This is a genomic window from Streptomyces sp. NPDC005955, assembly GCF_042871255.1.
Lineage (GTDB): Bacteria > Actinomycetota > Actinomycetes > Streptomycetales > Streptomycetaceae > Streptomyces.
Genome location: NZ_JBIAIF010000004.1, coordinates 12,383 through 37,525, shown reverse-complemented (window position 1 = coordinate 37,525; position 25,143 = coordinate 12,383). Strand labels below are relative to the sequence as shown.

Here is a 25,143-nt window from a genome sequence, read left to right as displayed (position 1 = left end):
CGGAGCACCCTTTGAGCCCGATTCCCGTAGACCGGAGCCGTCGCGCGGATCGAGCCGGGGGAGTGCGACCACCCCGCGACGCCGCCCCCACTGTCAGACCTCCTCCGTAGGCTTCGCGCATGAGTGTTTCCCTCTACTACGGCGCGCACCGCGCGACACCCTTGAACGAGAGCGAGTCGACCGTGGTGGCACGCGTGGTCACCGAGCGCACGGCGTCGTTCCCGTACGACGACGAGGAAAGCCTGTACCTGCACGACCGGGCCGCGGCCGAGCCGCGGGAGGTCGTCGCCGGTTCCACCAAGATGCCCGTCGATCCCGACCGGGTGGTGCCGGTGATCGTCCATGTGCTGGATTCCGTGACGGAGTTGCGCCGGGCCGTGCCGGACGCCGAGTGGCACGTGCACCTGGACGACCTCGACGTTCCCTGGGACGAGGTCGACGGGTACGCACTGCCCGGGATGCGCGACGCGGGCCTCTGATCGCGGCGTTGGAGCCAGGACACCCGCTTCCCACGCCCGTCCACCGGGAAGGAACCACCCAGCACCGTCCACCGCGGCACCCCGTGCTCCGCAGGAGCGTGCCGCCGGCCAGGACGGGGGACGACCGGGCGCGCGGACGGTCGGCCCGGTCTTCGAGGAGAGGGAGGTCCCGCTCATGGACGGCGAGTCCGGTGCCGAAGGTGACGCGGTCGAACCCGGGTCGGACCGGGGATTCGGTTACCGCAAGATCGAGCGCGGCGCAGCGGTGCCCGCATGCCCCGTCGCACGAGGAGGCGACGGGGTCTGGGAGGTGAGCGGGTACGACGAGGCGCGTGCCGTGCTGCGCAGTACCTCGACCGTGCAGGCCGGGCTCGGGATCGAGACCACGTCGAAGCTACCGAAACGCATCCGCCGACCGGTGCTCTACCGGGACGGCCCCGAGCACCGCGAACACCGCCGCCAAACCGCACGGTTCTTCACCCCGCGCCGCGTCGACCAGCACTACCGCGACGTCATGGTCCGGGTCGCCCAGACCCAGATCGACCGGCTCCGGGCCGACCGCCGCGCTCGGCTGTCCGACCTCAGCTTCGACCTCGCGATCGAGGTGGCCTGCGCCGTCATCGGCCTGACGAACAGCAGGCCCGGCATCAAGGAACGACTGGAACGCTTCTTCCCGGAGCGATTCGGTACGCCGGGGCTGACGAGTCCGCACGGCATCTACTGGACGCTGCGGCAGAACACCAACTGGCTGCGGGTGTACGTCGGCGACGTGCGCCCCGCCGTACGGGCCCGCCGCCGGACCCGGCGCGACGATCTCATCTCCCACCTCATCGACGACGGCTGCTCCAACGCGGAGATCCTCGGCGAGTGCCTCACCTTCGCGGCAGCGGGCATGGTCACCACCCGTGAGTTCATCAGCGCGGCGGCCTGGCACCTGTTCTCCGATACCGACCTGCTGGCGCACTACGGGGAAGCGGACGAGCCGGACAGGCTCGCGCTGCTCGCGGAGATCCTGCGGCTCGAACCGGTCCTGGGCCGCCTCAGCCGCCGTACCACCGCACCGATCGACCTGCCCGGCGCCGACGGCGGGACACTGACCGTCCCCGCCGGCGACCGCATCGACATCCTGCTCGACCACGTCAACGTCGACGAACGGACCGTCGGTGCCCGCCCGCGCTGCTTGCGCCCGGGACGGGCCATGAAGGAAGCCGGAGCACCGGGACTGGCCTTCGGTGACGGCCCGCACAAGTGCCCGGGACTCCACATCGCGCTCCTGGAGACGGACGTCTTCCTCAGCCGCCTGTGCACCCTGCCCGGGGTGCGCATGGCGAACCCGCCGACGATCGGCTTCCTGGAAGCCATAGGCAGCTACGAACTGCGGGACTGCGTACTGGAGATGACCGGCGAGCACGCCGAATGAGCGCCTCCTCCCGTGCGCGGACCGGGACTCTTCCCCACAGCGCTCCACGCCCCGCGAGCCGACGCGTGGACCGATTACGGGACAACCTCGGTAAGCACTCCGCAGCGAGAGCGCGCCCACTAGGTTCATAGCTCGGACTACGTACGGGGGTAGACGTGCCGAACGGTGATCGTGAACCACCGCCGAAGTGCCCCGGTGGACATCTCGGAATGTCGACCAGCGCCGGCGTCGAAGTCCAGAAACGACTGGAGGTCCTGATCCGGGACTTCCGCACCAGTGACCCGCCGATGCCCGTCGCCGTGCTCCACGCGGAGGACAGCGCCGATGACGACCGCGTCGTCGATCTCGTGGAAGAACTGCACCGCGGGCAGGACGCGCACGGCACCCGGTGCGCCGTCGCCCCGGCCCAGCAGGAAGGCGCCACCGAAGTGCGGCGGGCCGCCGCACTCGTACGCGAACTCGCCGATCCCCGACGGTGGGACGGACAGCGCTCGGTCTACCGGCGCTACGCCTTTCCCCGGCTACGCCTGGTGCAGGCCATCGAGGACGCCGTCGGGGCACTGGACGACGACTGGCCCCAACCGGCATCCACCTCAGCCGGCCGACCCGACCCCGCCCTACGGCTGCTGGACCAACTCGCCACGCAGCGCTGGCGGCCGAAGGACACCAGACGCTGGAACCCGGGGCCCGCCCAGCTCGACATGGCCCACATACTCCCGGCCAGCCTCGTCGCCGGCCTCGCGGCCCTGCTCGCCAGGAGCCACTGGTCGGTGGCGTTGGCGTCCGGCGCGGGGTTCCTCCTCCTCCTGCTGCTGCTGGACAACGTCCTGCCGGGACGGGCGCCGATCTTCCTCTGGTTGCGCCGTGAGAGCCGGTGGTTCATGACCACGACCTTCCTCAGGGCCGCATCGCGCGGACGCCCCACCGACGTCTCGCTCCTGCGCCCGATCGGCTCCTGGAAGGCCATCGCGGCCCGCGCGTACGACGTGGCCGAGGCGCTCCAGGAGGGAGACGACTTCCAACTCCAACTCTACGTGTTGGCACTGTTCGAAGACCTGCGCGACAACCACCGCCGCTGGAGCTGGGACCTCCGTGGCCTCAAACGGCATCGGCCCCCCATGCTCTTCCTGCCCCACGTGGGCGCGGACAACGGCGGCGTCGAGCTGATCAAGGCGGTCAGCGACGTACGCAGCCGCCGCAGCGAACTGGACCCGCTGCTGATCGTCGCCGCGGTACCGGGCTCCGAGTTGCACCGCCTCCAGCGCACGGTGGTCCAAGAACCCGGCGGCACCCTGTGGATCTGGTACCAGGAATGGGCACGCAACCTCCGCGCGGGCCAGTCACCCAGTCGCGAGCTGGCCGAACTGCCCTGGGTGTTGAAGGTGCCCCTGCCCAGCGCCCGCCTGGGCCCGCTCGCCGATGGACGACTGCCGTGCGTGCGCGCCGACTCGCGGCCCACCGTCGCCCGGGTGGTCTGGTCCGTGCACGCTCTGACCCTGGTGCTGCTGCTGATCGCCGCAGGCATCTGGGTGCGGGCCGACAACCTCCAGGACGAGTACTGTTCGGCGTCGATCCTCACGGCCAACCGCAACTCCGTACGCAAACCCGGACCCGACGAGCGCACCGAATGCATAGGAGTCGCCACCGGTGACGTCCGCTTCGCGACGTGGCTCCCCGACAACGGGAAGGCGTCCGCCGAGGACGACACCCCGTGGTCGGTGCCCTGGCTGGAGGACCGCATCGCCGGTCAGAACCGAGAGGTCCTCGCCAAGTACCGCGACGAGTACGTGACCGTCATCTACGCCGGACCGCTCAGCCACGACCCCGACAAGGGCACGTCCCCCGTGAAGGGCATCGAGGAACTGGCCGGCGTCTACCTGGCGCAGGCCGTCATCAACGACACCTATCCCGTCAAGCTCCGGGTCCTGGTCGCCAACGGCGGGGTGGACCTCCACCACCAACAGGACATGGCCCACACCATCGCCGCGTACGCCGCCGATGATCCCACCGTGGTCGGCGTGGTCGGCACCGGCCGCGACCTGAAGTCGAGCGAGAAGACCACCGAGACGTTGCAGGACGCGGGGCTCCCGGTGGTCTCCGGAACCAACTCGGCCACCCATCTGCCCCGCAAGTTCGCCAACTGGTTCAGCCTCGCCGCCCCCGACGAATGGCAGGCCAAACAACTCGGCCTGCTGGCCGCCCAATTGCGTGAACCGGGCGAGGAACAACACGCCTTGGTCCTGGCCCGCGACACCAGCGAGTCGGATGACCTCTACACCGACGAGCAAGCCACGTACGGCCAACGCATGCTGAAACGACAGGGTTTCTCCATGGTGCGGCAGCGCCGCTACCTCCTCGCAGGCGGAAAGCCCGAGCTGCGCGTGCACACGGAGAAGATCTGTCAGGGCTCCAAAGTGCCCTCCGTGATCTACTTCGCCGGACGCGCGGAGGACATCGGCCCCTTGATGGCACAGCTCGGCACCGAACCGGGCTGTGCACAGCGCACCATCTCCATCCTCACCGGTGACGACCTCTCCAAGGCCAAGTTCACCCAGGGAAAGGACGCAGTGGCACCCAAGGTCACGCTCTACCACGCGGCCCTGGCGGAGTTGGAGAAGGCGGCCTCATCGACCACCTTCTACAAGGACGCGAAAGAGCACCTCCTGGATCAGGAGGACGAACAGCCGACGCACGAAACCGGCGTCTTCTCCAGTGGCCAGACGGCGTTGAACCACGATGCGACGCGGGCGCTGTACTGGGCCGCGACCCGCGGCAGCGAACCGCAGAGCCGTGCTGCCACCTGGGTGAACCTCCGCACCGTCAAGCTCAGCGGAATGGCCACCGGCACCATCGACTTCACCGGAGCGCCGCTCTACGGAGACCGCAGCGGACACAGCGTGGCACTCAAACAGGTACGAAGCTCAGCGGACGGCACCCCACGGACACGGTTGATCTGCAGCAGGGTCGCCGGCGACGCCGAGCCCCTCACCCGGCGCGAATGCGCGATCGACTCCCCATCTCCAGGGGGTGACACGGGCTACCGACGCTGAGGCTGGCGCGGAGCACCCGTGAGGTCCGGCGCCCTGCGGGTGCGCTCCGCGAGCCAGCCCGCCATCGCCCGTACGCCGACGCCGATGGCACGTTCGTCCGGAGCGAAGTCGGGGTAGTGCGGATAGCTCGCCGTGACGGGCGAACCAGGTCCGCGGACGCCGAGGAAGGTGTACGTACCGGGGAGCCGCTCCAAGAAGAGGGCGAAGTCCTCACCGCTGAAGGGCGGGAAAGCAGCGTGCAGCTCGGTGACCGCGTTCCGGCCGACGGCGCCCCGCAGATGGCGGGCGAGCAGGCGGGCATCACGCTCCGAACACACCAGGGCCGGGAACGGCTCAGCGGGGAAGCGCACCTCGGCCCCCGCGGACGCCCTGGCCAAGCGGCGGATGTCCGCGCGCACCTCCCCGTACCGCTCCTGCGGCCAGCAGCGGTACGACACGTTCACCCTGTCGCCCCGGGCCGTTGCCCGGACCGCTACGAACCGGGCCAGCGGCCCGTCGGGCGTCTGCGCCTCGGCGACGATCTGCTCCAGGTCCGCCGGGGTCTGTGGCAGGGCCACGGTCGCGAGCGCGCCGAGATCGACCGCCAGGCGCCGCGCGGAATCGAACGCGTCCGGCCCGGAAAGCGTCACCTCAGCCTTGTCCTGACCCGGCATCCCGTAGCCCGGGGTCACGGCGAACCGGCCGACGGGAAAGGGCCCGCAGTGCAGCGCATGGACCTCGTCGACGCCCTCACGCTCCAGCACACCGGACGCGATCAGCGAACGGGCGCCGGACAACGTCTCCTCGGCGGGTTGGAAGAGGAAGACCACCGTTCCCTCCAACCGGTGCCGCAACCGCGCCAGGACCCGCGCGACGCCGATGCCCACCGTGGTGTGGACGTCGTGTCCGCACAGATGAGCCGGCGCGGAACCTCCCCCGACGATGTCCGAGGCCGGGACCGCGTCCATGTCCGCCCGGTAGGCAACGGTCCGGCCCGGACCCGAGCCCTGTAGGACCCCGACCACTCCGTGCCCGCCCACCCCGGCGGTGACCGTCAGCCCCGCCGCCCGCAGCTCCCGGGCCACCACCGCGGCCGTGCGCTGCTCCTGCCCCGGTGCCTCGGGGTGCCGATGGAGGTCGCGCCGCAACTCGATCAGTACCCGTTCCAGACGCGCCGCCTCGGCAACCACCGCGGCCTTCCGCACCGGACCGCCCCACCCACCCGCGGTGGCCTTCCCCGTGCCCACCCCCACCATTCCCGCACCGGCTGCCGCAGTGCCGACCAGTAACGCGCGACGCGCAGGCCCCTGCTCCTCGGGTTGATCCACGGTTGCCCCTTCGGCTCAAGTCGTCTTCCGGGACACACCATCGCCGCACCCGCAGGCCCTTGCCCATCCGGTGAGCCACCCCTTGGCGGTGGGGGTAACCACACCGCGGGGGACAGGAGTCGGTGGCCGACGGTCGACCTCCCGCCGGAGTCACGTACGGGAGGCCGATGCGACCGTTCCCACTCGGTGGGAACGGTCACCGGCAAGTGCGCCCAACAGGAAGGCCGCGTACCCGCCCAACAGGAGCAGCAGAATGCGCCCGCTGCCGCTCTCGTCGGTCCGCGGGTAGAGTCCGCCAGCGGCTAGGACGAGGACGACGTCGAGGAGTTGGCCGATGATCACGACGGCGATGCCGAGACGGGTTCCGTACCCGGCCGGGAGGAGCCGCCCGACCAGGACGCCGATGCCCGTGAAGGTGGCGGCGACTGCTCCTGCGGTCAGGGCGGCGGGGGTGTCCGCGAGCGTCGGTGCCAGGGCGATGACCCCCGCCGTGGCCGCCACCCAGATCACCGAAGCCCCGATGGTCTCGGGCCATACGTGCACCAGCCGTTGCACACCCACCACGTCGCACCTCGCCATTCCGCTAGTATGTAGCGATCGCTACATAGGCTACATGCTGGTCGAGGAGGAAGCGCGTGTCCCGTCGTGAGGAGCTGCTGAGCGCGGCCATGGGTTACGTGGGGCAACACAGTCTCGCGGCGCTCACCCTGCGCCCCCTCGCCGCCGCGTTGGGCACCAGCGACCGCATGCTCGTGTATCACTTCGGGAGTCGCGAGGGGCTGGTGGTGGCCCTGTTGGACCGGGCCTTCGCCGACCTCGCCGTCGTGTGGCGCGGTCAGCCGGTCGCCAAGCCGTCCGATCTGGTGCGCGCGTTGTGGCAGGCCTTCGAGGAGCCCGGGGTCCGCGTGGCCATGCGCCTGTATCTGGAGGCCGCCTCGTTGGCCGGCACGAGCGAGCTGTGGAGCGAACAACTGGCACCGGCGACGGCGGCCTACCTCCACACCGCCGAGCAGTGGCTCATCGAGACGGGTGTGCCCCCCGCCACCGCCCCCCAGGCCGCTCGTCTCACCTCCGCCACCCTGGACGGTCTGCTGCTGCAGTTGAACATCGACGGGGATCGGGACGCGGCAGAAGGAGCCGTGGAGCTGCTGGCCCGCCACCTGGACGGTCTGTCCGACTGAACCCACCTGCGCCGGTCCGCCGATCAGGTACCAACGCCCTCCCGCCCTCGTTGCGATCCGGTAGATGGATTCCAGGGGTTCGGGGGTCCCGGTGGGGTGGTGAGGTCGAGTTGGACCAGGTGGGGCTCCCGTTCACCGCCCGATCCCGATCGTGCACCAGGGCCTACACGGTCCTGGTGCACGCCTTCTGGATACGCGACGCCGGAGGGCGACCCGTTCGAGGAACGCCGCGCTGCCGAAGCGTACGCACATGTCCGTGAAGACCTCCGCCGCCCCTGCCGTCAACCAGTGAGCGCGACCTGACCTGTGCGGAGGAGCGCTCTTCGCTTCACGGCACCAGCACCAGGCGACCGCGTAGCCCGCCCGTCTCCAGCCTGCGGTGCGCCTCGGCGACCTCGTCCAGCGGCAGCACGTCCGCGACCCGCGGACGCAGTCCCGCGGCGGCCACCTCGGCGAGTCGGGGGCCGTCCGCGCGGATCCACACGTTGCCCACCCGAATGCCACGCAGCGGCGTCGGTGCGTTGCCCCGCACGCTGACCAGCGAACCCCCGCCGCGCACCGCGTCCAGCGCGAGCGTGCCCACGGATGCCGCGTCAACCGCTGCATGGACACCGCCGGGCACCAGGGCGCGCACGGCGGCGGGCAGGTCCGCGGTCCGCGGCACGAAGAACTCCGTGCCGAGATCACGCAGCAACTCCTCGTCGCCGGCGCTCGCGACGGCGACCACCCGCAGACCGGCCCGCGCGGCGAGTTGCACCGTGTACCCGCCCACCGCCCCCGCCGCTCCGGTGACCAGCAGCGTGTCGCCGGGCTTGGCTCCAGCGATGTCGAGCGCTTGAACAGCGGTGAGACCGCCCAAGGGGAGGGTCGCCGCGGCCACCAGGTCGGTTCCGGTCGGTACTGCGGTGACCGCGTCCGTGTCCAGCACCACGTACTCGGCCTGCGCCTTGGAGGGCAGCGACAGCCGGTCGGACAGTCCCATCACCGCGTCGCCGGGGCGGAAGTCGACGACGTCGGGCCCGAGCGCGTCGACGGTGCCGGAGACGTCCCAGCCGATGCCGATGGCGTCCCGCTCCGGGATCAGACCCGCCGCGGTGAGCGCACCGGAGCGGGTCTGGAGGTCCACCGGGTTGACTGCCGCGGCGGCGACCCGAATCCGGACCTGGCCCGGTCCCGGCTCCGGCGCCGGGACCTCCGCCACCTCAAGAACGTCAGGGCCGCCGAAGGAACGAATGATCACAGTTCTCATGTCCACGAACCTAAAGGGCGTTACTCTCCATCAGGAAGTACGCACTTGGGAGTGCGTACCCGACCTGGGAGTGCCATGGCGACGCGCACCGCCGCTCAGCGCCGTTCCGACGAGCGGGCCGCTTACGACGCCTACCTCGCCACCTGCCCGGCTCGACAGTTGCTGGACCGGATCAGCGACAAGTGGGTGAGTCTGGTGCTGAACGCACTGGCCGCCGGGCCGTTGCGGTATCGCGACCTGAACCGGATCATCGCGGGGGTCAGCCAGAAGATGCTCACCCAGACGTTGCGCGCCCTGGAACGTGACGGCCTGCTCACCCGCACGGTGACCCCGTCGGTGCCCGTCCGGGTCGACTACCAGCTCACCCCGCTCGGCCACAGCCTCCTGCCGGTGATGGCCTCGATCAAGGCGTGGGCCGAGTGCCACATCGAGGAAGTCCAATCCGCCCGCATCGACTACGACCAGGGCGCCGCCGCGCACCCACCCACCTCCTAGAGACCAAGGCACGGTCTTGGGCCGCCGACAGGGGCGAGACGGAGGCACGGCTCGTGGGGAGAGCAGGGGCACGCGGTCGGCGGCGTGGAGGCGGGCCGGGCTGAGGGGTCACCCTGATTCGGCGGAGCCGAGATGACGGGTGTCACCGAGGCTGACGACTTGACGGTTGTGGAAGAAGTCGTCTTCGCGCAGCGTGGTGATGCTTCCGGAGGGTGCCCGGAAACTGGCATAGCCGGCTGATTCGATCGGCATCTTGATCCAGGACGCCACGACGAACGTCAGGGAGCCACCGTGCGTCACGACGATCTGGTGTTGGCAAGGGCTCCGCAGGATCTCGTCCATGGCCGCGTAGATGCGTTGTGCCCACGCCGCCTTGGTCTCTGCACCCTGCACGCCCTCGTCGTGGTGCATTCGTTCCCCGGCAGCCGGCGGGGGGACGAAGCGCCGGTCGAGCCACTTCTGCGGCCTTCCTCCCGCCTCGCCGTATGACTTCTCCCGTAGCCTGCGATCCAGGACCGGCTTCACGCCGGACAACTCGGCCCGCCTTCCTGTACCCGCAGCTGGCGAAGGTGCGGCTGGTGGCCGCGTCGATGCCCGGATCGGCACCGAAGTCGAACTCCCACAGGAACTCCTCCCGCGGGAAGCCCGCGGCGACCTGCTGGTTCCGTCTCATTCCTCCCGAGCCGCTGTCGCACTTGACTGCCTACGATGGTGCGCCTGGTGACGAGGCGACGGGGGCAACGGTGCGCATCGCGGTGACGGGGGCGGCGGGCAGGCTCGGCGGAAGGGTGGTGCAGCTGCTCGCGGACCGGGCCGATGCGGACGTCGTAGCGATGACCCGGCGCAAGCTGCCTGCCGAAGCGTTGCCGCCGCAGGTGGAGGTCGCCGTCGCCGACTACACCGACCCTCCCGCTCTGCGCGCGGCGCTGAAAGGCGTGGACACGCTGGTCTTCATCTCCAGTGACGGGCCCGACGCACAGGTGCTGCTCCACCACCGCAACGTCGTCGCCGCCGCGGCCGCTGAGCGCGTCGCCCATGTCGCCGCGCTGAGCAGCGTCGACGCCGACACGGCCTCCCCGTTCTGCTACGCCGTGGTCAACCGGCTCACCGAGGACCTGCTCCTCGCCGCTGGCATCCCGTGCTCGTTCGCCAGGGCTTCGCTGTACGTCGAGTTCTTCCAAGCGTGGCTCACCGAGGCGCGCGTGACCGGGCTGCTGAGACTCCCGGCAGCGGACGGCCGGATCTCCCTGGTGGCGCGCGACGACGTGGCCCGCGCCCTGGCCGCACTCGCGGTGGGCGAGCCGACCAACCGTCACCATGACATCACGGGACCCGAGTCGCTGGACCTGGCAGGCATCGCCTCGATCACGGCGGATGCGTGGGGCACGTCCGTCACCTACGTGAACATCCCTGCTGAGACGTACCGTGCCGAGACGGCGGCGACCAGCCTGGATCCTTGGTGGCGCTACGCCTTCTCGTCCATGTTCGCCTCGGTGCGCGAGCAGCGCTGGGACCGAGTCCGAAACGACTACGCCGAGCTGACCGGGCGCTCCCCCCTCGCTCTCCGCGATGTCCTGTCAGGAGCTCGGCGGCCTCCGGGCTGAGCATCCCGCAGCCACGGTCAGCGATGAAGGACCCCTTCGGTCGCTGGCGCGAGGACCTGGCCGGGGCGCGGAAGCAACCGGTCGCTTGGAAGCCTCTACCGTTCGTCCCGCTCGTCGCCCGACGCATCGGGCCCACCCCGCTCATGATCTACTGGCGAGGACCGGCCGTACCGCGGTCTGCGAAGGCGTCCGCGCGACAACGACCGACAGCGTCCGCGGCAGGACCACGACGGGGGTGGGCACCAGATGTTCGGAAACCGGCAGCGGCGGAACGATCCGCCGGACGAGCGCGCCAGAGGCGGGGGCAAGGAACTGGTCCTGCCGTCCGCCGACCCCGACGAGCGGGCGCACGCCCTGAGCTGGCTCCAGGACCACGCGGGCCACTACCTGCACTCCGGAGCCCTCGCCGACCGTGAGGACCTGCGCCGGTGACCCCCCTCCAAGGGCCGGCCCCGCGCTACCTCGCCCACACCTCACTGCTCTGGCGACTGCTCTTCGGCACGGTCGGCGACCCCTGGCCCGCGCGCGTCACCGAAGGACTCGTGACCATCTGCCCCGTGGCCCACGCCGAACTCCGCCACGGGCTGCGCCGCGGCGCGGACCCCGCGCCCTTCCACCTGGCACTCGACCAGGCCTTCGGCTCCGTCCCGATGAAGCACTTCGACCGGCAGCCCGAAGCCGCCGACACGCAGAAGCGGCTGCGCGCACTCGGCGTCGGGCAGACGCCTTCCCTGATGGACATCGTGACCGCGCTTACCGCACGGGACCACGGCCTGACCCTCGTCCACACCGACGACCGCATGGACGTCATCGGGCAGGTGCACCCCGACATCCCCATGGTCAAGGTGGCGGCGGACCGCCCGCCGCGCCCCGCGCCCGAATCGAACAACCGGCGCCGGGGCTTCCTCCGCAGCCTCCTGGACGACTGACGGCGAGCCTGAGCCACGGCACCGCTCGGGGAGCACCTGGCCCTCGGGCTCGATGCCGCACCGGGCGCCGCGCTGCCCGCCGCGCACGAGGGCCGGACGACATTCCCGCTGCGACGTCCGGACGCTGACGGCGAACCTCCCTCCGACCCCTCGGAGTTCACCGGGCCGGAGCGGGGGAGTGACGTACCGGAGGAAGCGGTCTGGGTGGCCGGCCTGACGGCGTGGACCATGGGCTAGGTAGACCGGGCGACGGGAAGACCGCCGCCACGCTTGCACGCGCGGCACCCAGATCACCGGATCCGGCCCCGCTTCTGTCCACACTGAGCGATGTGAACAAGGGCCATGAAGAGGATGAGCAGGACTCCGGAGTGCCTCGTCCGTCCGATGTGCTGCCGGGTCTCGACCAGGAGCAACTCCGAGTGCTGCGCCAGGTCGGCCGGCAGTGGCGTCGCGCAGCCCCGCAGTCCGGGACCGGGCGCCGGGAGCTTCCCGTCAACCCTGACACGGGTACGTTTCCCCCGGCGGCGGACATTCACCCGACTCGGTACGGCCAGTTGGTGCACATCACCTCTCTGGGCGGACATGCACCGGCACCGGAGACCGGCGGCGCGGACGAGGCCGTTCGCTCGCGGATCGGCCGCATCGCGCATCGCTCCCGTCGGGTGTTGCTGGGGGCGCCGTTGAAGAGCACTGCCGTCGTGCGCGAAAGCATGCGCAAACTGGTGGCGCTGCCGGTGCTCTCGGCCGACGCCCTGTCTTCGGTGGCCTACGGCCCCGAAGCGATGCTGGCCGTCCTCGTGCTCGCAGGCACTGCGGGAATGGCGTACTCCCTGCCCATCGCAGCCACCATCGCCTTGTTGATGCTGGTGGTCGGGGTGTCCTACCGGCAGACGATCCGCGCCTATCCCCACGGGGGCGGCTCCTACATCGTGGCCGGTGACAATCTGGGACGCCTGCCGGGGCTGATGGCGGCGGGGGGCCTACTGATCGACTACGTCCTCACCGTCGCGGTCTCGATCGCCTCCGGGATCGCCGCGATCACTTCCGCCGTTCCCTCACTGGCGCCGGCCACGGTTCCCTTGGGCCTGGTCATGATCGCTCTCCTCCTGGTCGGGAACCTGCGCGGAATCCGGCAGGCCGGCGTTCTGTTCGCCGCGCCGACCTACGCTTTCATCCTCGCGATGTTCGCCCTGATCATCAGCAACCTGGCGGACTCCGCCGAGGACGGGTTCCGGCCGACGCCCACCCCTCATCTGAACGCGGTCGAGGGTGTCGGAGTACTGCTCGTCATGCGCGCCTTCGCCTCCGGTTCCACGGCCATGACCGGCATCGAGGCCATCTCCAACGCCGTTCCGGCCTTCCGGCCCGTCCGATGGCGCAACGCACGTACCACCCTCACCTGGATGACGGGCCTGCTCATCGCCATGTTCGGGGGCATCATCGCCATCGTGCATCTGCGCGGCGTCGTCCCCCGCAGCGGCGAGACCGTGCTGTCGCAGCTCGCCCATCTCACGTTCCATTCAGGTCCGATGTATGTCTTCGTCCAGGCCGCCACCGCAGCGGTCCTCCTCCTCGCGGCGAACACCGCCTACAACGACTTCCCCCGCGTGCTGTTCCTCCTGGCCCGCGACGGCCACGCCCCCCACATCTTCCTCAGACAGGGCGACCGACTGGCCTTCAGCAACGGCATCGCCCTGCTGTCGGTAGCTGCTGCCCTCGTCTTCGTCGTGTTCGCCGGCAACACGAATTCGCTGATCCCGCTGTACGCCGTCGGCGTCTTCCTCGCGTTCAGCCTGTCGCAGACCGGAATGGTGGTTCACTGGCGCCGCGTCCGCACCCGGCACTGGCGCAAGAGCCTCACCTTCAACGCCACCGGGGCAGTGCTCTCCACGCTCGTTCTGATCACCGCGGCCATCACCAAGTTCACCTCCGGCGCCTGGGTCGCCCTCATGGCCATCGGCCTGTTCTTCCTCCTGGCCACACGCATCCGGCACCACTACCAAACAACTGGCGCGGCGCTGCGACTGCGCCCCGACACCACCGAAGCACCCGGCCCCCTCGGCACACGTGCCCCTGCCCCCGCGCCCCTGCCAACGCAACACCCCCTACCACCCGAAGCAGGACGGACCGACCGCGAAAGGCAGGAGGCAGAAGAGGGAGAAGAGGAGAGGGAGGAAACACCCCAGTCCGTACATCACCTGACGGTCGTCGCCCTCGCCTCCCTCGATCTCGCCGGCCTACGCGCCCTCGCCTACGCCGCCTCACTCCAGCAACCCACACTCGCCCTGCACATCAGCCCCAGTGAGGAGGAAGCACAGCGATTCCGCGACTACTGGACCATCTGGGGCGACCACGTGCCGCTCCACGTCGTCCTCTCCCCCTACCGCGCGATCGTCGCACCCTTGATCCACTACATCGAAGCACTCCATCGCCAACGCCCCGACCTCACCATCACGGTGATCCTCCCCGAGATCGTCACCCAACACCTGCGCCACCGACTCCTGCACAGCAAGGACGCCGCCCGCCTCCGCCGCGCCCTGCGACCGCTCCCCAAGATCGTCGTGACGAGCGTTCCCTTCCACGTCCCTTGAGGGAGCGCCACGGCGAGCGCGCCGAGCCGTTCGCCCCGCACGCCAGCCCCGTACGCATGCTGGCTGCGAACGACGAGAGTTCCCTCGTAGGGGCTCCGGGGTAGTTCAACTGCCCCCCGAGGAAGCCATGTTGGACGCGGTGCTGCGGGGCCGGCGTGCTCAGCAGAAGCCGCGTGCCTGAAGCATGAGACGGTCGAGCACCGGGAACGACGGGCACGCCGGTTCATGGAGTTCACGAACGAGCACCCGCAGCAGTGCGTACCGGCCCATCGGATTCCCTAGCCCTCACCAGCAGTCAGACCGAGCCCTCGTCAGTCAGCGAAGGCATCGCGCGTGGACGCAGGACCATGAGCGAGCCTTCCAGGGTCGCCACCATCGCGAAGGGGAACCGGTCGAGCTCAAGACAGAGTGCGACATCATCGGGGTGGACTCCTTGACGCACGCCCTCCGCCAACTCGGCGGCGGCGCGCGACTCGGCGGCACGGCGGAGGAACGCAGTGGCATCCGTCCCAGGCGCGGTAGCCCTTCGAGCGACGTACTCAGCACACGCCAGATCTTCGTCGGCCCGCCCGTCCTCGCCAGTGACCACGAACGTGACACCGCCACTCTTGTGCGTCCGCAAGAGCTGAGCTGTTGCCTCCGCCACCACGAAGCTGGCGCACAGCACCAGCGACGCTTCCTTGACCGCGAGGGCGCCGACCGTCCCTGCCGTGGTCTTCTGCACGACGGTCCGTCCGTCGAGGTCAACAGACCGCAGCAAGCCGGGGGAGTTGACCATGTCGAACCCGGGCGCGCGGGGACCGTCTTTGAGCGCCGCCCAATCCGGGTGGCGAGCCTTGAGTGCCAGGGCTTCGTCCAGCGACTCCGCAAGGACGATCTTTTCCGCTCCCCGGGCAAAGGCCCAGGCGGCCACGGTGAATGCACGCATGACGTCGACCACGACCGCCACGGACGGGGTTTCGACCAGATCAGCGATGCCAAGGAAACGAGCGTCCATGCCGGTCATGATCACGCATGCCCGACCCAAGACCCCTGGAGAGTGGTGCGCATCACGTCAACTGTCCCGAGAACGCCACCTCTCCAGCTACCTGTGCCGCGAACGTGATCTGCAACCACACGCCTGCCCAACAGCCACACGGGGTCAACTCGTACTCGGCCTCTGCGGCCACGAGCCACACGTTCGTCACGCACCTGGCCGAGGAGGACGTGCGACAACTGCCATGCGTGACGACCTCACCGAGCCCATCGCTGTGGCCGGAGCAGTGAGGACGCCGAAGAGGGCGGCTGCCAACATCGGCGGGAAGCCCACAGAAGGGCTCGTCAGGCCGAGGTCGAAGCGGTCCAGGATCCGAATGCGCCGACAGGGTCATCCCGAGCGCGTGGCAGACGGTCCAGGCGGTCGGTGCGCTGTCAGTCGGCGGCGGTCGTCGTCGGCGCGGCGGTGGGGGAATCGCGGAGGCCCAGGCGCAGGTGTTCGACGTGGTAGAGGGCTTGGTCGAGGAGTTCGGCGACGTGGTTGTCGTAGAGCGCGTAGACGATCGAGCGGCCGTGGCGTTCGCCGATGACCAGTCCGAGGTTGCGCAGCAGGCGCAGTTGGTGGGAGCAGGCGGAGGCTTCCATGCCGACGGCCTCCGCGAGGTCGCTGACGGAGCACGGGCCTTCCTGGAGTCGGGCCAGGATGTGCAGCCGCGAGGGCGTGGCGAGGGCCTGGAGGGTGGCGGCGACGTCGGCGGTGCCGACGGCGTCCAGGCGCTCGCGGGTGGTGGCGCTGCTGGCGGTATCGGTTCCGTGGCCCATGGGGACATCATACCGATAACATCTGAAGACCTATTCATGTATTCCTGTATGGTGGAGGTGCTGCCCCATCCACCCGTGAAGGGTTGTTCTGCCATGCCTTCAGCCCTTGACCAGCGGCCCGCTCCAGCCGCTGCCGGACCACGTCCGGTGCTGCCGAAGCGGGGCACACGGGTGTTGGCCCTGCCGGAGGCGCGGTGGGCGTTGGCCGCGCTGGTGCTGTTCCTGGTCGCCCTCCCGCTGGATCTCCTCGGCGCCCCGCCGTGGCTGTGGGCGCCGCTGTATGCGGCCGTCTACATCACCGGTGGCTGGGAGCCGGGGTGGGAGGGCCTGAAGGCCCTGAAGGACAAGACCTTGGACGTCGACCTGCTGATGGTCGTCGCGGCGCTCGGCGCTGCCGCCGTCGGCCAGGTCCTCGACGGGGCTCTGCTGATCGTCATCTTCGCGACCTCCGGCGCGCTGGAGGCCGTCGCGACCGCTCGGACCGCCGACTCCGTCCGCGGGCTGCTCGACCTCGCGCCGACCACCGCGACCCGGCTCCTGCTCGGCGACAGGGAGGAGAGCGTGCCCGCCGATGCCCTCACGGTCGGCGACGTCATCCTGGTGCGGCCCGGCGAGCGGGTCGGCGCCGACGGCCAGGTCCTCAACGGCACGAGCGACGTCGACCAGGCCACCATCACCGGCGAACCCCTCCCGGTGGCCAAGCGGACCGGGGACGAGGTGTTCGCCGGCACGGTCAACGGCACCGGCGCCCTGCGCGTGCGCGTCGAACGCGATCCGTCGGACTCGGTGATCGCGCGGATCGTGAGGATGGTCGAGGACGCCTCCGAGACCAAGGCGCCCACCCAACTGTTCATCGAGAAGATCGAACAGCGGTACTCCATCGGCATGGTCGTCGCCACCCTCGCCGTCTTCGCGATCCCGCTCGCCTTCGGCGGCGAACTCCAGCCGGCCCTGCTCCGCGCGATGACGTTCATGATCGTTGCCTCGCCCTGCGCGGTGGTCCTCTCCACCATGCCGCCGCTGCTGTCCGCGATCGCGAACGCCGGACGCCACGGCGTCCTGGCGAAGTCCGCCGTCGTGATGGAACGCCTCGGCCAGGTCGACGCCGTGGCGCTGGACAAGACCGGCACCCTGACCGAGGGGACCCCGCGCGTCACCAGCATCCGCCCCCAGTCCGGCTCCGGCCTGGACGAGAACTCCCTGCTGGCGCTGGCAGCGGCGGCCGAGCATCCCAGCGAGCACCCGCTGGCCCGCGCCGTCGTCCAGGCCGCCCGCGAGCGGGGACTCGCACTCGCCGAGGCGACGGGCTTCACCTCCACCCCTGGCTCGGGCGTCACCGCCACGGTCGAGGGCCGCACCGTCCGGGTCGGTTCGCCGGCCCGCGTCGCCGCCACCAGCGATCCGCAGACCGTCAGCACGGTGCAGGAGCTAGAAGACCAAGGCCACACGGCGGTCCTCGTCCTGATCGACGGTGCACCGGCCGGGGTGCTGGGGTTCGCCGACCGCCTCCGCCCGGACGCGAAGGCCACGGTGGCCGCGCTCACCACCCTCACCGGTCGGGCCCCGGTCCTGCTGACGGGCGACAACGAGCGCGCCGCACGCCACCTGGCCGCGGAGGTCGGCATCACCGACGTCCGCGCCGGGCTGCTGCCGCAGGACAAGGTGGCCGCCGTCCAGGAATGGCAGGCCGAGGGTCGGCGAGTGCTGGTGGTCGGCGACGGCGTGAACGACGCCCCCGCCCTGGCCGCGGCTCATTGCGGCATCGCCATGGGCAAGGCCGGATCCGACCTCGCCCTGGAAACAGCCGACGCCGTCGTCGTCCGCGACGAACTCGCCACCATTCCCGCGATCGTCGACCTCTCCCGCAGAGCCCGCCGCCTGGTCGTGCAGAACCTCGTCATCGCCGGGACCTTCATCACCGCGCTCGTCGCCTGGGACCTGATCGGCACTCTCCCCCTGCCGCTCGGCGTCGCCGGCCACGAAGGCTCCACCGTCATCGTCGGCCTCAACGGCTTGCGCCTGCTGCGCGAGCGCGCCTGGACGAACTCCTTCGGTAAGGACACCTCATGAGCAAGCGTGCCCGCCGCGACCGCACGGCCGCCCCCACAGGGGCTGCCGGCGCTCGGTGCACGGTCACCGTCTGCCGGGGCTGCTGCTGCGGCACCCTGGCCAAAGCCCCCCACCTGGACCACGAGGCCCAGCTCACCGACCTGCGAACCGCACTCGCCGGAGTCGCGACGATCCGGCGCGCCAACTGCCTCGACGTCTGCGAGCGTGCGAACGTCATCGTCGTCCAGCCCTCCACCGAGGGACGCAAGGCAGGAGGCCGACCGGTCTGGCTCGGCCAGGTCAACGACCCGAGAGCTGCCGCGGACATCACCGCCTGGGTCACCGATGGCGGACCCGGCCTGGTCGAGCCGCCCGGAGTCCTCGACCTCTACGCCTTCCAGCCCTCACGCCGCGTCCGGTCCGAACTCCACGACGGGTAGTAGCACCGACCAGCACCACCGACCCGCGCGCAGACCGCCTCGACTGCTATCCGGCGCGCGGCCGCCGGCCGGAGATCCGAGCGCTCCGCCTCGGCCAGCCGGTCGAGGTCCGCACGCGCCGCGTCCACCGCATCGGTCCCGGCCCTGACCGGACACGGGCCTCCACTGCCATAACCAGCCGCGCGTCACGACCCGCAAGTGCCGTCCTTTCCGCTGCGTACTCGGCCCCGAAGGCGCACTTCCACCCGCCGGGGTACCGGCGCAACCTCCACCCCAGCACCCCCCCCGGCCAGGAGGATCCCCCCAACCAAGTAGCCGATGAAGTCCATGACTCACAACCGAACGGTGCCCTCTAGGTGCAGTGACTCCGACGGGCGCCTGGATGGTGAATCCGGAGACGGGTCCGGGAGTCGATACCGCGGCACCCAGGGCCGCCCCGATCCAGAGCCGGGTCGACACCGCCCAGAACGAGTGGAAGGCGGACTGGCCGCCGCGCCCTTGCCCGTAACGCGGAACACCGGGCACAGGCGCGGCGGGCAGCACAGGAAGAACAGGCGGTGAGGGCCGTGGCCGAGCACGAGGCCCGCCGACCCTGTGTGCAGCGGAGCTGCGGGGGAGGTTCACGGACGAACGGTGGCGGCCGACCGAGCGCATCGATCGGGGGTCGGCCCAAGAGCCCCGCCGGTCGCTGTCGGGGGACTGCGACCGGCTGCACGAGACCTACTGGGTGCACGCCGCGCCAGGCGTGAAACGCCGATGAGCCGGGCAAGCCGCCGCCTGGCGCCGGAAGCCCACCCCGGGACATCGTCGCGGCCCTGACCAAGGCGGAGCCAGCCGGGAACCGGGACACCGGCCCGGAGCACTGAACCCGCCAACTCCGCGGCCGCTCCCTCGCAGCTCTGCCACTGCACGCACCGGAGATGCCACGCACCCCCGGTTTCCGGCCGTGCGGAGCGGGGGATGCGCGGTGACACTGAGGGCATGACCGACGGTATCGGCGCACAGGAGCCCAAAGGCCCGCGGCCAGCGGCTGAGGCGCGGGTCGACTACACGGGGGCCGTGTACGGGTCGCTGCTCGCCGCATCGGTCGTCGTCGGCACGGACCCGCTGGAGTCGTTCTCCCGGTTGCGTCTCGTGCTGCTGCTGCTCGCCACCGGAGTGGTGTTCTGGGCCGCGCATGTTTTCGCCCGTCTGTTCGGGGCGCGGGTCGCGGAGGGGACTCTGAGGGGCCGGGCGGTTCGGCAGGATCTCGTCGCGGAGTGGCCGATCGTGAAGGCGGCGGTGCCGCCGGCCCTCGCCGTGGCTGTCAGCCCGCTGCTCGGGCTCGGCCCGGAAGGGACCCTGTGGCTGGCCCTCTGCGTCGCGATCACCGGTCAAGTCGGCTGGGCGACCCTTGCCGCGCTCCGGGCGAACGCCACAAGGCGGCTGATGCTGGTCGCCGGCGCCGCGAATCTGCTGCTCGGCCTGCTGATCGTGCTCCTCAAGGTAGCTCTCCACTGAGTACTGGACGCTCGGAAGAACGACGCCTCGCCCGGCCGCGCCCATGTCGTCGCCCACGGGCGCTGCGGTATCGAACGTCCTGGGCGAGGGCCTCGGATGCGTGGGGATGGCTCGGGAGGCTCGGCCGCAAAGAGAGAATGAGCGCATGGCGATATGCAAGAAGTGCGGTGCGGAAAAGCGCCGTTGGCCATGCGACTGCACCCGGTGCCGCTCCCGGTCGGACCTGGGGAGTTCGGCACCGGACGCGGCCGAGCTAGTCGTGGAGACCGGGAGCCCTGGCCTGGACTGGTGTGGAGCGCCGCCCCGGCCGCCCTGACCCCCTCCCGTACGCTCCGCTGCCATGAGCACACCTAAGGGCTGTACCCAACTCCCTCGCCTGTTGCTGTGCTTGCGCCGGTGACAAGCGGTTCACGAAGCGGTCGCCTTTCGCGTGGCTGCCTGGCCTCCTGCCTCGATCCCGTCCCGTCCCGAAGGGTGTCGGCCAGTTGCTCGCCTGCCGAAGCCACTCCCACACTGCCGGTCGCTTGGTGAGCCGTAGATCAACATGTCTCGCGTAGTCCGGTCAAGACCTCAGTGCCGCCCAGCGCATCAACCCAGCAGCCCGTCGCACGAGGGCGAACGATGCTTGACACGGCACTGGAGAGGGTCATTGGCGGCTGACCGTACGGGTCACGCCCGCGACGATCGTCGTCGCCAGGGTCCAGCCGGTGATGATCAGGGCGTACGACAACCACTGGTGCCAGCCGTCAGGGGCGAACGCCGGCTCCTGGCCGAAGTTGACGACCGGCAGGAGCAGGTCGAGGGTGTAGAAGACGGAGTTGAAGTCAGGGGCCTCGCCTGCCTTGATCGGGCGCGGGTGGTCCAGGCCGTACGCGATCGATCCGATGGTCATGAGGGACAGCAGCCAGACGGCCGCGCGCAACGGGCGGAAGCCGTAGCCGACGGTGGCGTCCTGGACATACCCCCACAGCTGCCCGTACCAGGTGAGCGTGGTGCGCCGGCGGCGCTGTTTGGCGAGTTGGGCGAGCCGGGCCGCGTCGTTGTCACCGACATGACGGTAGGCCGCCGTCAACTGCTCGTAGGGGTGAGTACGGTGTACGTGAGATTGCTGAGATGGACTCGGTCCGGCAACATCTCCGGTTCAAGGGTCAGGATCTCTATGTGAGAACGCCGTAGATTCAGGGCGCCCTCGATGCGATCACCCCTGCGCAGCCAGAGTTCACCGATGACACAACTGCTCGCCCGCAGCGCCGTGTCGCCCGGATGCGACAGGTGGGCGTGGGGGAGGTCCAGACGGCCCGATATGCGCGAGCCTCGGAGCTCGACCCGGCCCTGCGCTCGTACGCACCGCGCCCGTACATGGGCTCCCACGTTGAGGTTCTGCGCGTCCAGCGCGATGCCATCGGGCTTGTTGAACTCGGCGTCCTGAACGTTGATCCGCCCGGTGACGGAGGCACCAGTGAGCCGTACCTGTCCGCGTGCGCGCATTCTTGGCGCCCACAAGTCGTCGCCGATCGTGGCCTGGTTGAGTTGCAGCACCGGCTCGGAGTCGTCCGGCGCCGTGAACTCCGCGCGCTCCATGAACAGCGCCCCGGAGATCTGCGCCCCGCCGAGCCGCACCGGCCCCCGCATACGGCAGTCCGTCATCCGCAGGACCCCCTCGACCCGCAAAGTCTCCGAGGTCAGGCCCGGCAGAACGGAATTGCTCAGATTCAGCTGGCGCAGCTGAGCACCGTACAGGTTAGGAACACCGTCGAAATGACAGTGGCTCAGCCGGATCGCGGCGTCGACCGTGGCGTACTTCAGGTCCAGTACACCGGTGATCCGCGCCCCCGTGATCTCAAGCGCGGCGATCTCTCCCTCCTCCTGCGGAGCTTTGATCAGCAGCGCCCGCAGCACACTCGCCCGTACGGTCCGCTCGGCGCCCCAGGTGTTGCCGAGCACCGGATCCTCGTTCTCGGCGACGCGGAAGTCCACGGACTCGCCTCGCGGAAACGCCCGCCATACACGCACCTCGGCCGGCCTCAGATCGTTGATCTCGCTCACGCCGGGACTCTGACGTGCGGTGTTCGGACTGTCAACTGCCTTACGGAGCAATCCATGTCGCCCGACCGCACCCTTCCGCCAGGCCCGGTTGATAGCCCGGACCGTGGTGTCCTCTCCGGCGAGGCGGTCCAGAGTCTCCCGCACGTCCAGACGGGCTGCCTCGTAGATGAGCACACCGGGCTCGCTGGTGAACTCCGCTTCCTCTTGGCGTCAAGGCCGGCGGGACGGGCGGTGCTAGGACTGACGCCTGCGCCCGCGCGCGGACGTTCGGGCAAAGCGGACGCGGCTCCAATGTCCGGCCTCCCAGCGGGCCGCCGCCCGGAGGAAGGGATGCCGGGCCGCATCGGTTCTGGTGTGCCGACCCCGCCACGCTATGCCGCTCGGAGGGTGCACCGGGATGGTTCGCCCGCGCGGGATGCCGGTGGCCTTGCACGCCCCAGGGGCCCTTGGGCCCGACCGGACGAGGGGTCACCTCCGTAGCCGCTTGCGCAGTGCCAGGGCGATCGGAACGGACTGCCCCTCTGGGAGCGCAGCCGAAAGCCGCGACACTCCCTCGCCCGTCACCTTCAAAAGGGTTACGATGGTGACGTTAAGGGGATGGGTCGTCACCGTCAAGTGGGACACAGTGGTGACGGTGAACGTGCGACCAAGGAGGCTTCAACGCGATGAACGACCCCAGCAACGCGGCGCCCGGCGCGCTGGAAACAGTCCGTAGATTCGTCGACACCCAGGACATCTACAACAGCCGCGACGACCTGACGGACGTGGAGACCGCCACCGCGTGGTTGAGCGCTGAGGGCATGTGGAACAAGGACCGGTCGATGACCGCACGCGACCTGTCGGCGCTGCACGGCCTGCGCGAAGCCCTGCGTGCGATGACCGCGGCCAACACCCTGGGTGAGCCGCCGCCGCGCGCGGCCGTCGACGCGTTCAACGAACTCACCGCACCCCATGCCGCGTCAGTCCGACTCGAAGTACGACACGACACCATGACCGCCTCTTGCCAGCCACGAGAGAACGGCAGCGGGGGTGTGATCGCTATCCTCGCCGCCGCCGTGCACGAAGCCGTGCTCACCGGGACCTGGGCGCGACTGAAGTCGTGCGACAACCCCGAGTGCCGATGGCCGTTCTACGACGAGTCGCGCAACCGCACCGCCCGCTGGTGCAGCATGCGCGGCTGCGGCAGCATCGTGAAGGCCCGCCGCTACCGCGACAGGCAACGCCGCGCCGCGCATGCTCCGTGATGGACACTGCACCTGGCAGACCCGTTCGCCGGGTGGCTGGGAGTGAGGAGGCGGCGGATTTGTGAGGATCGCGCAGGGTCAGCTTGGCCTTCGGGGCGGCGGGTACGGTCCTGTGCCCCGAGACGGGGAAGGCATGATCATGCAGAAAGTTCCTTGCGATGGGGAAGCACTGCACGAGCAAGACGAAGGGCACGGTCTCGAAGTCCGGGGAGCGGGTAGCACCGACGGCCAGGGCCGCAGCCCGAGGTCGATGGCGATGTCACGACCGACTACGAGTCCGACTGATTCGGTGGGCCAGCGGTGATGGTGGTGACGTCCCTGGAGGATGTCACCGCGGACCTCGTCATCGAGGAGCTGAACGGCCTCGGTGCGCGGGTGGTGCGGGTCGATCCGGCCGACATCGGCCCTGAGCTGATGTTCGGGGTCGTCTTGGGCCCCTGCGGGTGGACGGGTTCATTGACGACCGCGAGTCGCGCGGTGGCGTTCGAGGAGATCGAGCCGGTGCACTACCGAAGGCCGAGCCCCTGGCTGACGCCTCGACTCGAAGGCGCTGACGAACGGAGGCGCGCGTTCGTGGCGGCCGAGCCGAAGCTAGGGGGCTTGTCTGGCAAATGATCACCGAGCGTGTGCGTACTCCGCCCCAATTGCCTTGCCGTCCTGACGCTTGCCACTGATTCTGGGCAGGTGCCAGGACAAGGGAAAAGAAGGCGGCGGCAAGAGGACGCGCGGCAGCGGCTTGCTGCTCGCACCACGTCGGACGCGGGACAGTGGGAAGTGGTTGTTGAGACTCCGGACCAAGCGGAGTTGCGCACGACGTTGCGCCGTCTTCGGGAAGCAGGAGTCGACGGGTCGGTGATCCGGATCGACACGCTGTGCGGACGCCTGGCGGTGCCGACCACCTACCGGCTGAGCCGTTTCATGACGGACCCCGCGCAGTAGTCCGAGCACGAGCACTCTGACCATTGATCTTGTGGCAGGTCGAGGCGAGTTGACGGAAGCGGCATGGGAGCGGATAGAGACCTTGTTGTCGCAGGTGGACGGGCGTGGTCGTCCGTGGCGTGACCACCGGCAGGTGGTCAACGGGGTGCTGTGGCGGCTGTGGACCGGAGCTCCGTGGCGCGATCTGCCCGAGCGGTACACACCCTGGCAGACCCTCTACTAGCGGTTCGCCCGCTGGGAAGCGGACGGGACCTGGGCGAAGCTGATGGAACACGTCCAGGTCCGCGACGACGCGGTGGGCCGGGTGGAGTGGACCGTCGCCGTCGACTCCACGGTCAACCGTGCCCACCAGCACACCGCCGGCGCCCGCAACAAGGGGCCGCAGACGGGGACGAACTGGAAGGTCCGGGCCGCTCGCAGACGCGCCAGGCCCTCGGCCGGTCCCGAGGCGGGCTGACCACCAAGGTCCACCTCGCCTGCGACGGCCGGGGCTTGCCCCTGGCCGTGGTGATCACACCCGGCAACGTCAACGACCCGACCGTCTTCGATGCCGTTCTGGACGCTCTGAGGGTGCCTCGCAACGGTGCTGGACGCCCTCGCAGGAGGTCCGACGCTGTTATCGCGGACAAGGCGTACTCATCTCGGGCGATCCGCCAGGCTCTGCGCGGGCGAGCTGGTTCTCCGCCGCACCCGACCTTTCGCTCAGCTGGAACGGGGCCAGACCGTGCGGATTGGCACCCGGTAACGTGCCAGCAGGTGCGCCAGCACGTCGACCTCTGCATGAGGCAGGGCGATGGCGGCCAAGCGGCGGGCACGGGTGACG

At 69.9% G+C, this 25,143-nt stretch carries 21 protein-coding genes and 2 pseudogenes; 16 read left to right on the top strand and 7 right to left on the bottom strand.

The window, feature by feature from the left end; translation table 11 throughout:
* Positions 1 to 119 precede the first annotated feature (119 nt).
* The 3 genes from ACFYOU_RS11920 (at position 120) to ACFYOU_RS11910 (ending at position 4,949) form a co-directional block, all read left to right on the top strand.
* Entirely contained in the window at positions 120 to 479 is a 360-nt protein-coding gene (locus ACFYOU_RS11920; RefSeq protein WP_391305040.1) for a hypothetical protein, read from the top strand.
* A 175-nt stretch (positions 480 to 654) separates the two neighbouring features.
* Positions 655 to 1,899, top strand: coding sequence for a cytochrome P450 (locus ACFYOU_RS11915; protein ID WP_391305038.1), 1,245 nt, complete (start codon positions 655 to 657; stop codon positions 1,897 to 1,899).
* Between the two features lie 209 nt (positions 1,900 to 2,108).
* The gene (locus ACFYOU_RS11910) at positions 2,109 to 4,949 is read left to right on the top strand and encodes an ABC transporter substrate-binding protein (protein ID WP_391305037.1); all 2,841 of its coding nucleotides are present in this window, start codon (positions 2,109 to 2,111) and stop codon (positions 4,947 to 4,949) included.
* On the opposite strand, the gene ACFYOU_RS11905 is transcribed toward ACFYOU_RS11910, so the two are convergent.
* Both ACFYOU_RS11905 and ACFYOU_RS11900 read right to left on the bottom strand, forming a co-directional pair.
* Entirely contained in the window at positions 4,937 to 6,184 is a 1,248-nt protein-coding gene (locus tag ACFYOU_RS11905) for an amidohydrolase (RefSeq protein ID WP_391305775.1), read from the bottom strand. The two genes, ACFYOU_RS11910 and ACFYOU_RS11905, sit on opposite strands and share 13 nt — an antisense overlap.
* A gap of 222 nt (positions 6,185 to 6,406) precedes the next feature.
* Positions 6,407 to 6,835 (bottom strand): hypothetical protein, encoded by a 429-nt coding sequence (locus ACFYOU_RS11900; RefSeq protein ID WP_391305036.1) that lies wholly within the window; start codon positions 6,833 to 6,835, stop codon positions 6,407 to 6,409.
* 56 nt (positions 6,836 to 6,891) lie between these two features.
* Here ACFYOU_RS11900 and ACFYOU_RS11895 point away from each other — a divergent pair, with 56 nt between their 5' ends.
* Entirely contained in the window at positions 6,892 to 7,437 is a 546-nt protein-coding gene (locus ACFYOU_RS11895; RefSeq protein WP_391305034.1) for a TetR family transcriptional regulator, read from the top strand.
* Between the two features lie 328 nt (positions 7,438 to 7,765).
* Here ACFYOU_RS11895 and ACFYOU_RS11890 read toward each other — a convergent pair whose 3' ends face one another.
* Entirely contained in the window at positions 7,766 to 8,686 is a 921-nt protein-coding gene (locus tag ACFYOU_RS11890; RefSeq protein WP_391305033.1) for an alcohol dehydrogenase catalytic domain-containing protein, read from the bottom strand.
* Between the two features lie 75 nt (positions 8,687 to 8,761).
* Here ACFYOU_RS11890 and ACFYOU_RS11885 point away from each other — a divergent pair, with 75 nt between their 5' ends.
* On the top strand, positions 8,762 to 9,181 hold the full coding sequence (locus ACFYOU_RS11885; RefSeq protein WP_391305031.1) for a winged helix-turn-helix transcriptional regulator: 420 nt from the start codon (positions 8,762 to 8,764) through the stop codon (positions 9,179 to 9,181).
* A gap of 108 nt (positions 9,182 to 9,289) precedes the next feature.
* Here ACFYOU_RS11885 and ACFYOU_RS11880 read toward each other — a convergent pair whose 3' ends face one another.
* Positions 9,290 to 9,706, bottom strand: coding sequence for a histidine phosphatase family protein (locus ACFYOU_RS11880; protein ID WP_391305773.1), 417 nt, complete (start codon positions 9,704 to 9,706; stop codon positions 9,290 to 9,292).
* Between the two features lie 170 nt (positions 9,707 to 9,876).
* Here ACFYOU_RS11880 and ACFYOU_RS11875 point away from each other — a divergent pair, with 170 nt between their 5' ends.
* The 4 genes from ACFYOU_RS11875 to ACFYOU_RS11860 all read left to right on the top strand — a co-directional run bounded on the left by ACFYOU_RS11875 (position 9,877) and on the right by ACFYOU_RS11860 (position 14,305).
* The gene (locus ACFYOU_RS11875) at positions 9,877 to 10,785 is read left to right on the top strand and encodes an NAD(P)H-binding protein (RefSeq protein ID WP_391305029.1); all 909 of its coding nucleotides are present in this window, start codon (positions 9,877 to 9,879) and stop codon (positions 10,783 to 10,785) included.
* Positions 10,786 to 11,031: 246 nt separating this feature from the next.
* The gene (locus ACFYOU_RS11870; RefSeq protein WP_391305027.1) at positions 11,032 to 11,217 is read left to right on the top strand and encodes a hypothetical protein; all 186 of its coding nucleotides are present in this window, start codon (positions 11,032 to 11,034) and stop codon (positions 11,215 to 11,217) included.
* Positions 11,214 to 11,714 carry a VapC toxin family PIN domain ribonuclease gene (locus ACFYOU_RS11865; RefSeq protein WP_391305025.1) on the top strand — a complete coding sequence of 167 codons (501 nt, stop codon included), beginning with the start codon at positions 11,214 to 11,216 and terminating at the stop codon, positions 11,712 to 11,714. Before ACFYOU_RS11870 ends, ACFYOU_RS11865 begins: the two co-directional genes overlap by 4 nt.
* A gap of 710 nt (positions 11,715 to 12,424) precedes the next feature.
* On the top strand, positions 12,425 to 14,305 hold the full coding sequence (locus tag ACFYOU_RS11860) for an amino acid permease (RefSeq protein WP_391305771.1): 1,881 nt from the start codon (positions 12,425 to 12,427) through the stop codon (positions 14,303 to 14,305).
* Between the two features lie 295 nt (positions 14,306 to 14,600).
* On the opposite strand, the gene ACFYOU_RS11855 is transcribed toward ACFYOU_RS11860, so the two are convergent.
* Both ACFYOU_RS11855 and ACFYOU_RS11850 read right to left on the bottom strand, forming a co-directional pair.
* Positions 14,601 to 15,302, bottom strand: coding sequence for a 2-phosphosulfolactate phosphatase (locus ACFYOU_RS11855; RefSeq protein ID WP_391305024.1), 702 nt, complete (start codon positions 15,300 to 15,302; stop codon positions 14,601 to 14,603).
* 413 nt (positions 15,303 to 15,715) lie between these two features.
* On the bottom strand, positions 15,716 to 16,102 hold the full coding sequence (locus ACFYOU_RS11850; RefSeq protein ID WP_391305022.1) for a metalloregulator ArsR/SmtB family transcription factor: 387 nt from the start codon (positions 16,100 to 16,102) through the stop codon (positions 15,716 to 15,718).
* Positions 16,103 to 16,195: 93 nt separating this feature from the next.
* Between ACFYOU_RS11850 and ACFYOU_RS11845 the strand changes: the two genes are divergently transcribed.
* From ACFYOU_RS11845 to ACFYOU_RS11835, 3 genes are all read left to right on the top strand, one after another.
* Positions 16,196 to 18,172, top strand: a complete 1,977-nt coding sequence (locus ACFYOU_RS11845) for a heavy metal translocating P-type ATPase (protein ID WP_391305020.1) — start codon at positions 16,196 to 16,198, stop codon at positions 18,170 to 18,172.
* Positions 18,169 to 18,591 (top strand): (2Fe-2S) ferredoxin domain-containing protein, encoded by a 423-nt coding sequence (locus ACFYOU_RS11840; RefSeq protein WP_391305018.1) that lies wholly within the window; start codon positions 18,169 to 18,171, stop codon positions 18,589 to 18,591. Before ACFYOU_RS11845 ends, ACFYOU_RS11840 begins: the two co-directional genes overlap by 4 nt.
* A gap of 981 nt (positions 18,592 to 19,572) precedes the next feature.
* Complete coding sequence (locus tag ACFYOU_RS11835; protein WP_391305017.1) at positions 19,573 to 20,091, top strand: hypothetical protein; 519 nt, start codon at positions 19,573 to 19,575, stop codon at positions 20,089 to 20,091.
* Positions 20,092 to 20,737: 646 nt separating this feature from the next.
* On the opposite strand, the pseudogene ACFYOU_RS11830 reads toward ACFYOU_RS11835, so the two are convergent.
* Positions 20,738 to 22,137 (bottom strand): annotated as a pseudogene (locus ACFYOU_RS11830) (membrane-associated oxidoreductase).
* A 665-nt stretch (positions 22,138 to 22,802) separates the two neighbouring features.
* On the opposite strand from ACFYOU_RS11830, the gene ACFYOU_RS11825 reads away from it, so the two are divergent.
* The 4 genes and pseudogenes from ACFYOU_RS11825 to ACFYOU_RS11810 form a co-directional block, all read left to right on the top strand.
* A complete protein-coding gene (locus ACFYOU_RS11825; RefSeq protein WP_391305015.1) occupies positions 22,803 to 23,381 on the top strand; it encodes a CGNR zinc finger domain-containing protein in 579 nt (192 codons plus the stop codon).
* Positions 23,382 to 23,690: 309 nt separating this feature from the next.
* Positions 23,691 to 23,996: a hypothetical protein gene (locus tag ACFYOU_RS11820; RefSeq protein WP_391305013.1), complete on the top strand. Its 306-nt coding sequence runs from the start codon at positions 23,691 to 23,693 to the stop codon at positions 23,994 to 23,996.
* 159 nt (positions 23,997 to 24,155) lie between these two features.
* The gene (locus tag ACFYOU_RS11815; RefSeq protein WP_391305011.1) at positions 24,156 to 24,320 is read left to right on the top strand and encodes a hypothetical protein; all 165 of its coding nucleotides are present in this window, start codon (positions 24,156 to 24,158) and stop codon (positions 24,318 to 24,320) included.
* Positions 24,321 to 24,351: 31 nt separating this feature from the next.
* A pseudogene (locus tag ACFYOU_RS11810) lies at positions 24,352 to 24,992 on the top strand (IS5 family transposase); the annotation flags it as partial.
* Between the last annotated feature and the right edge of the window lie 151 nt (positions 24,993 to 25,143).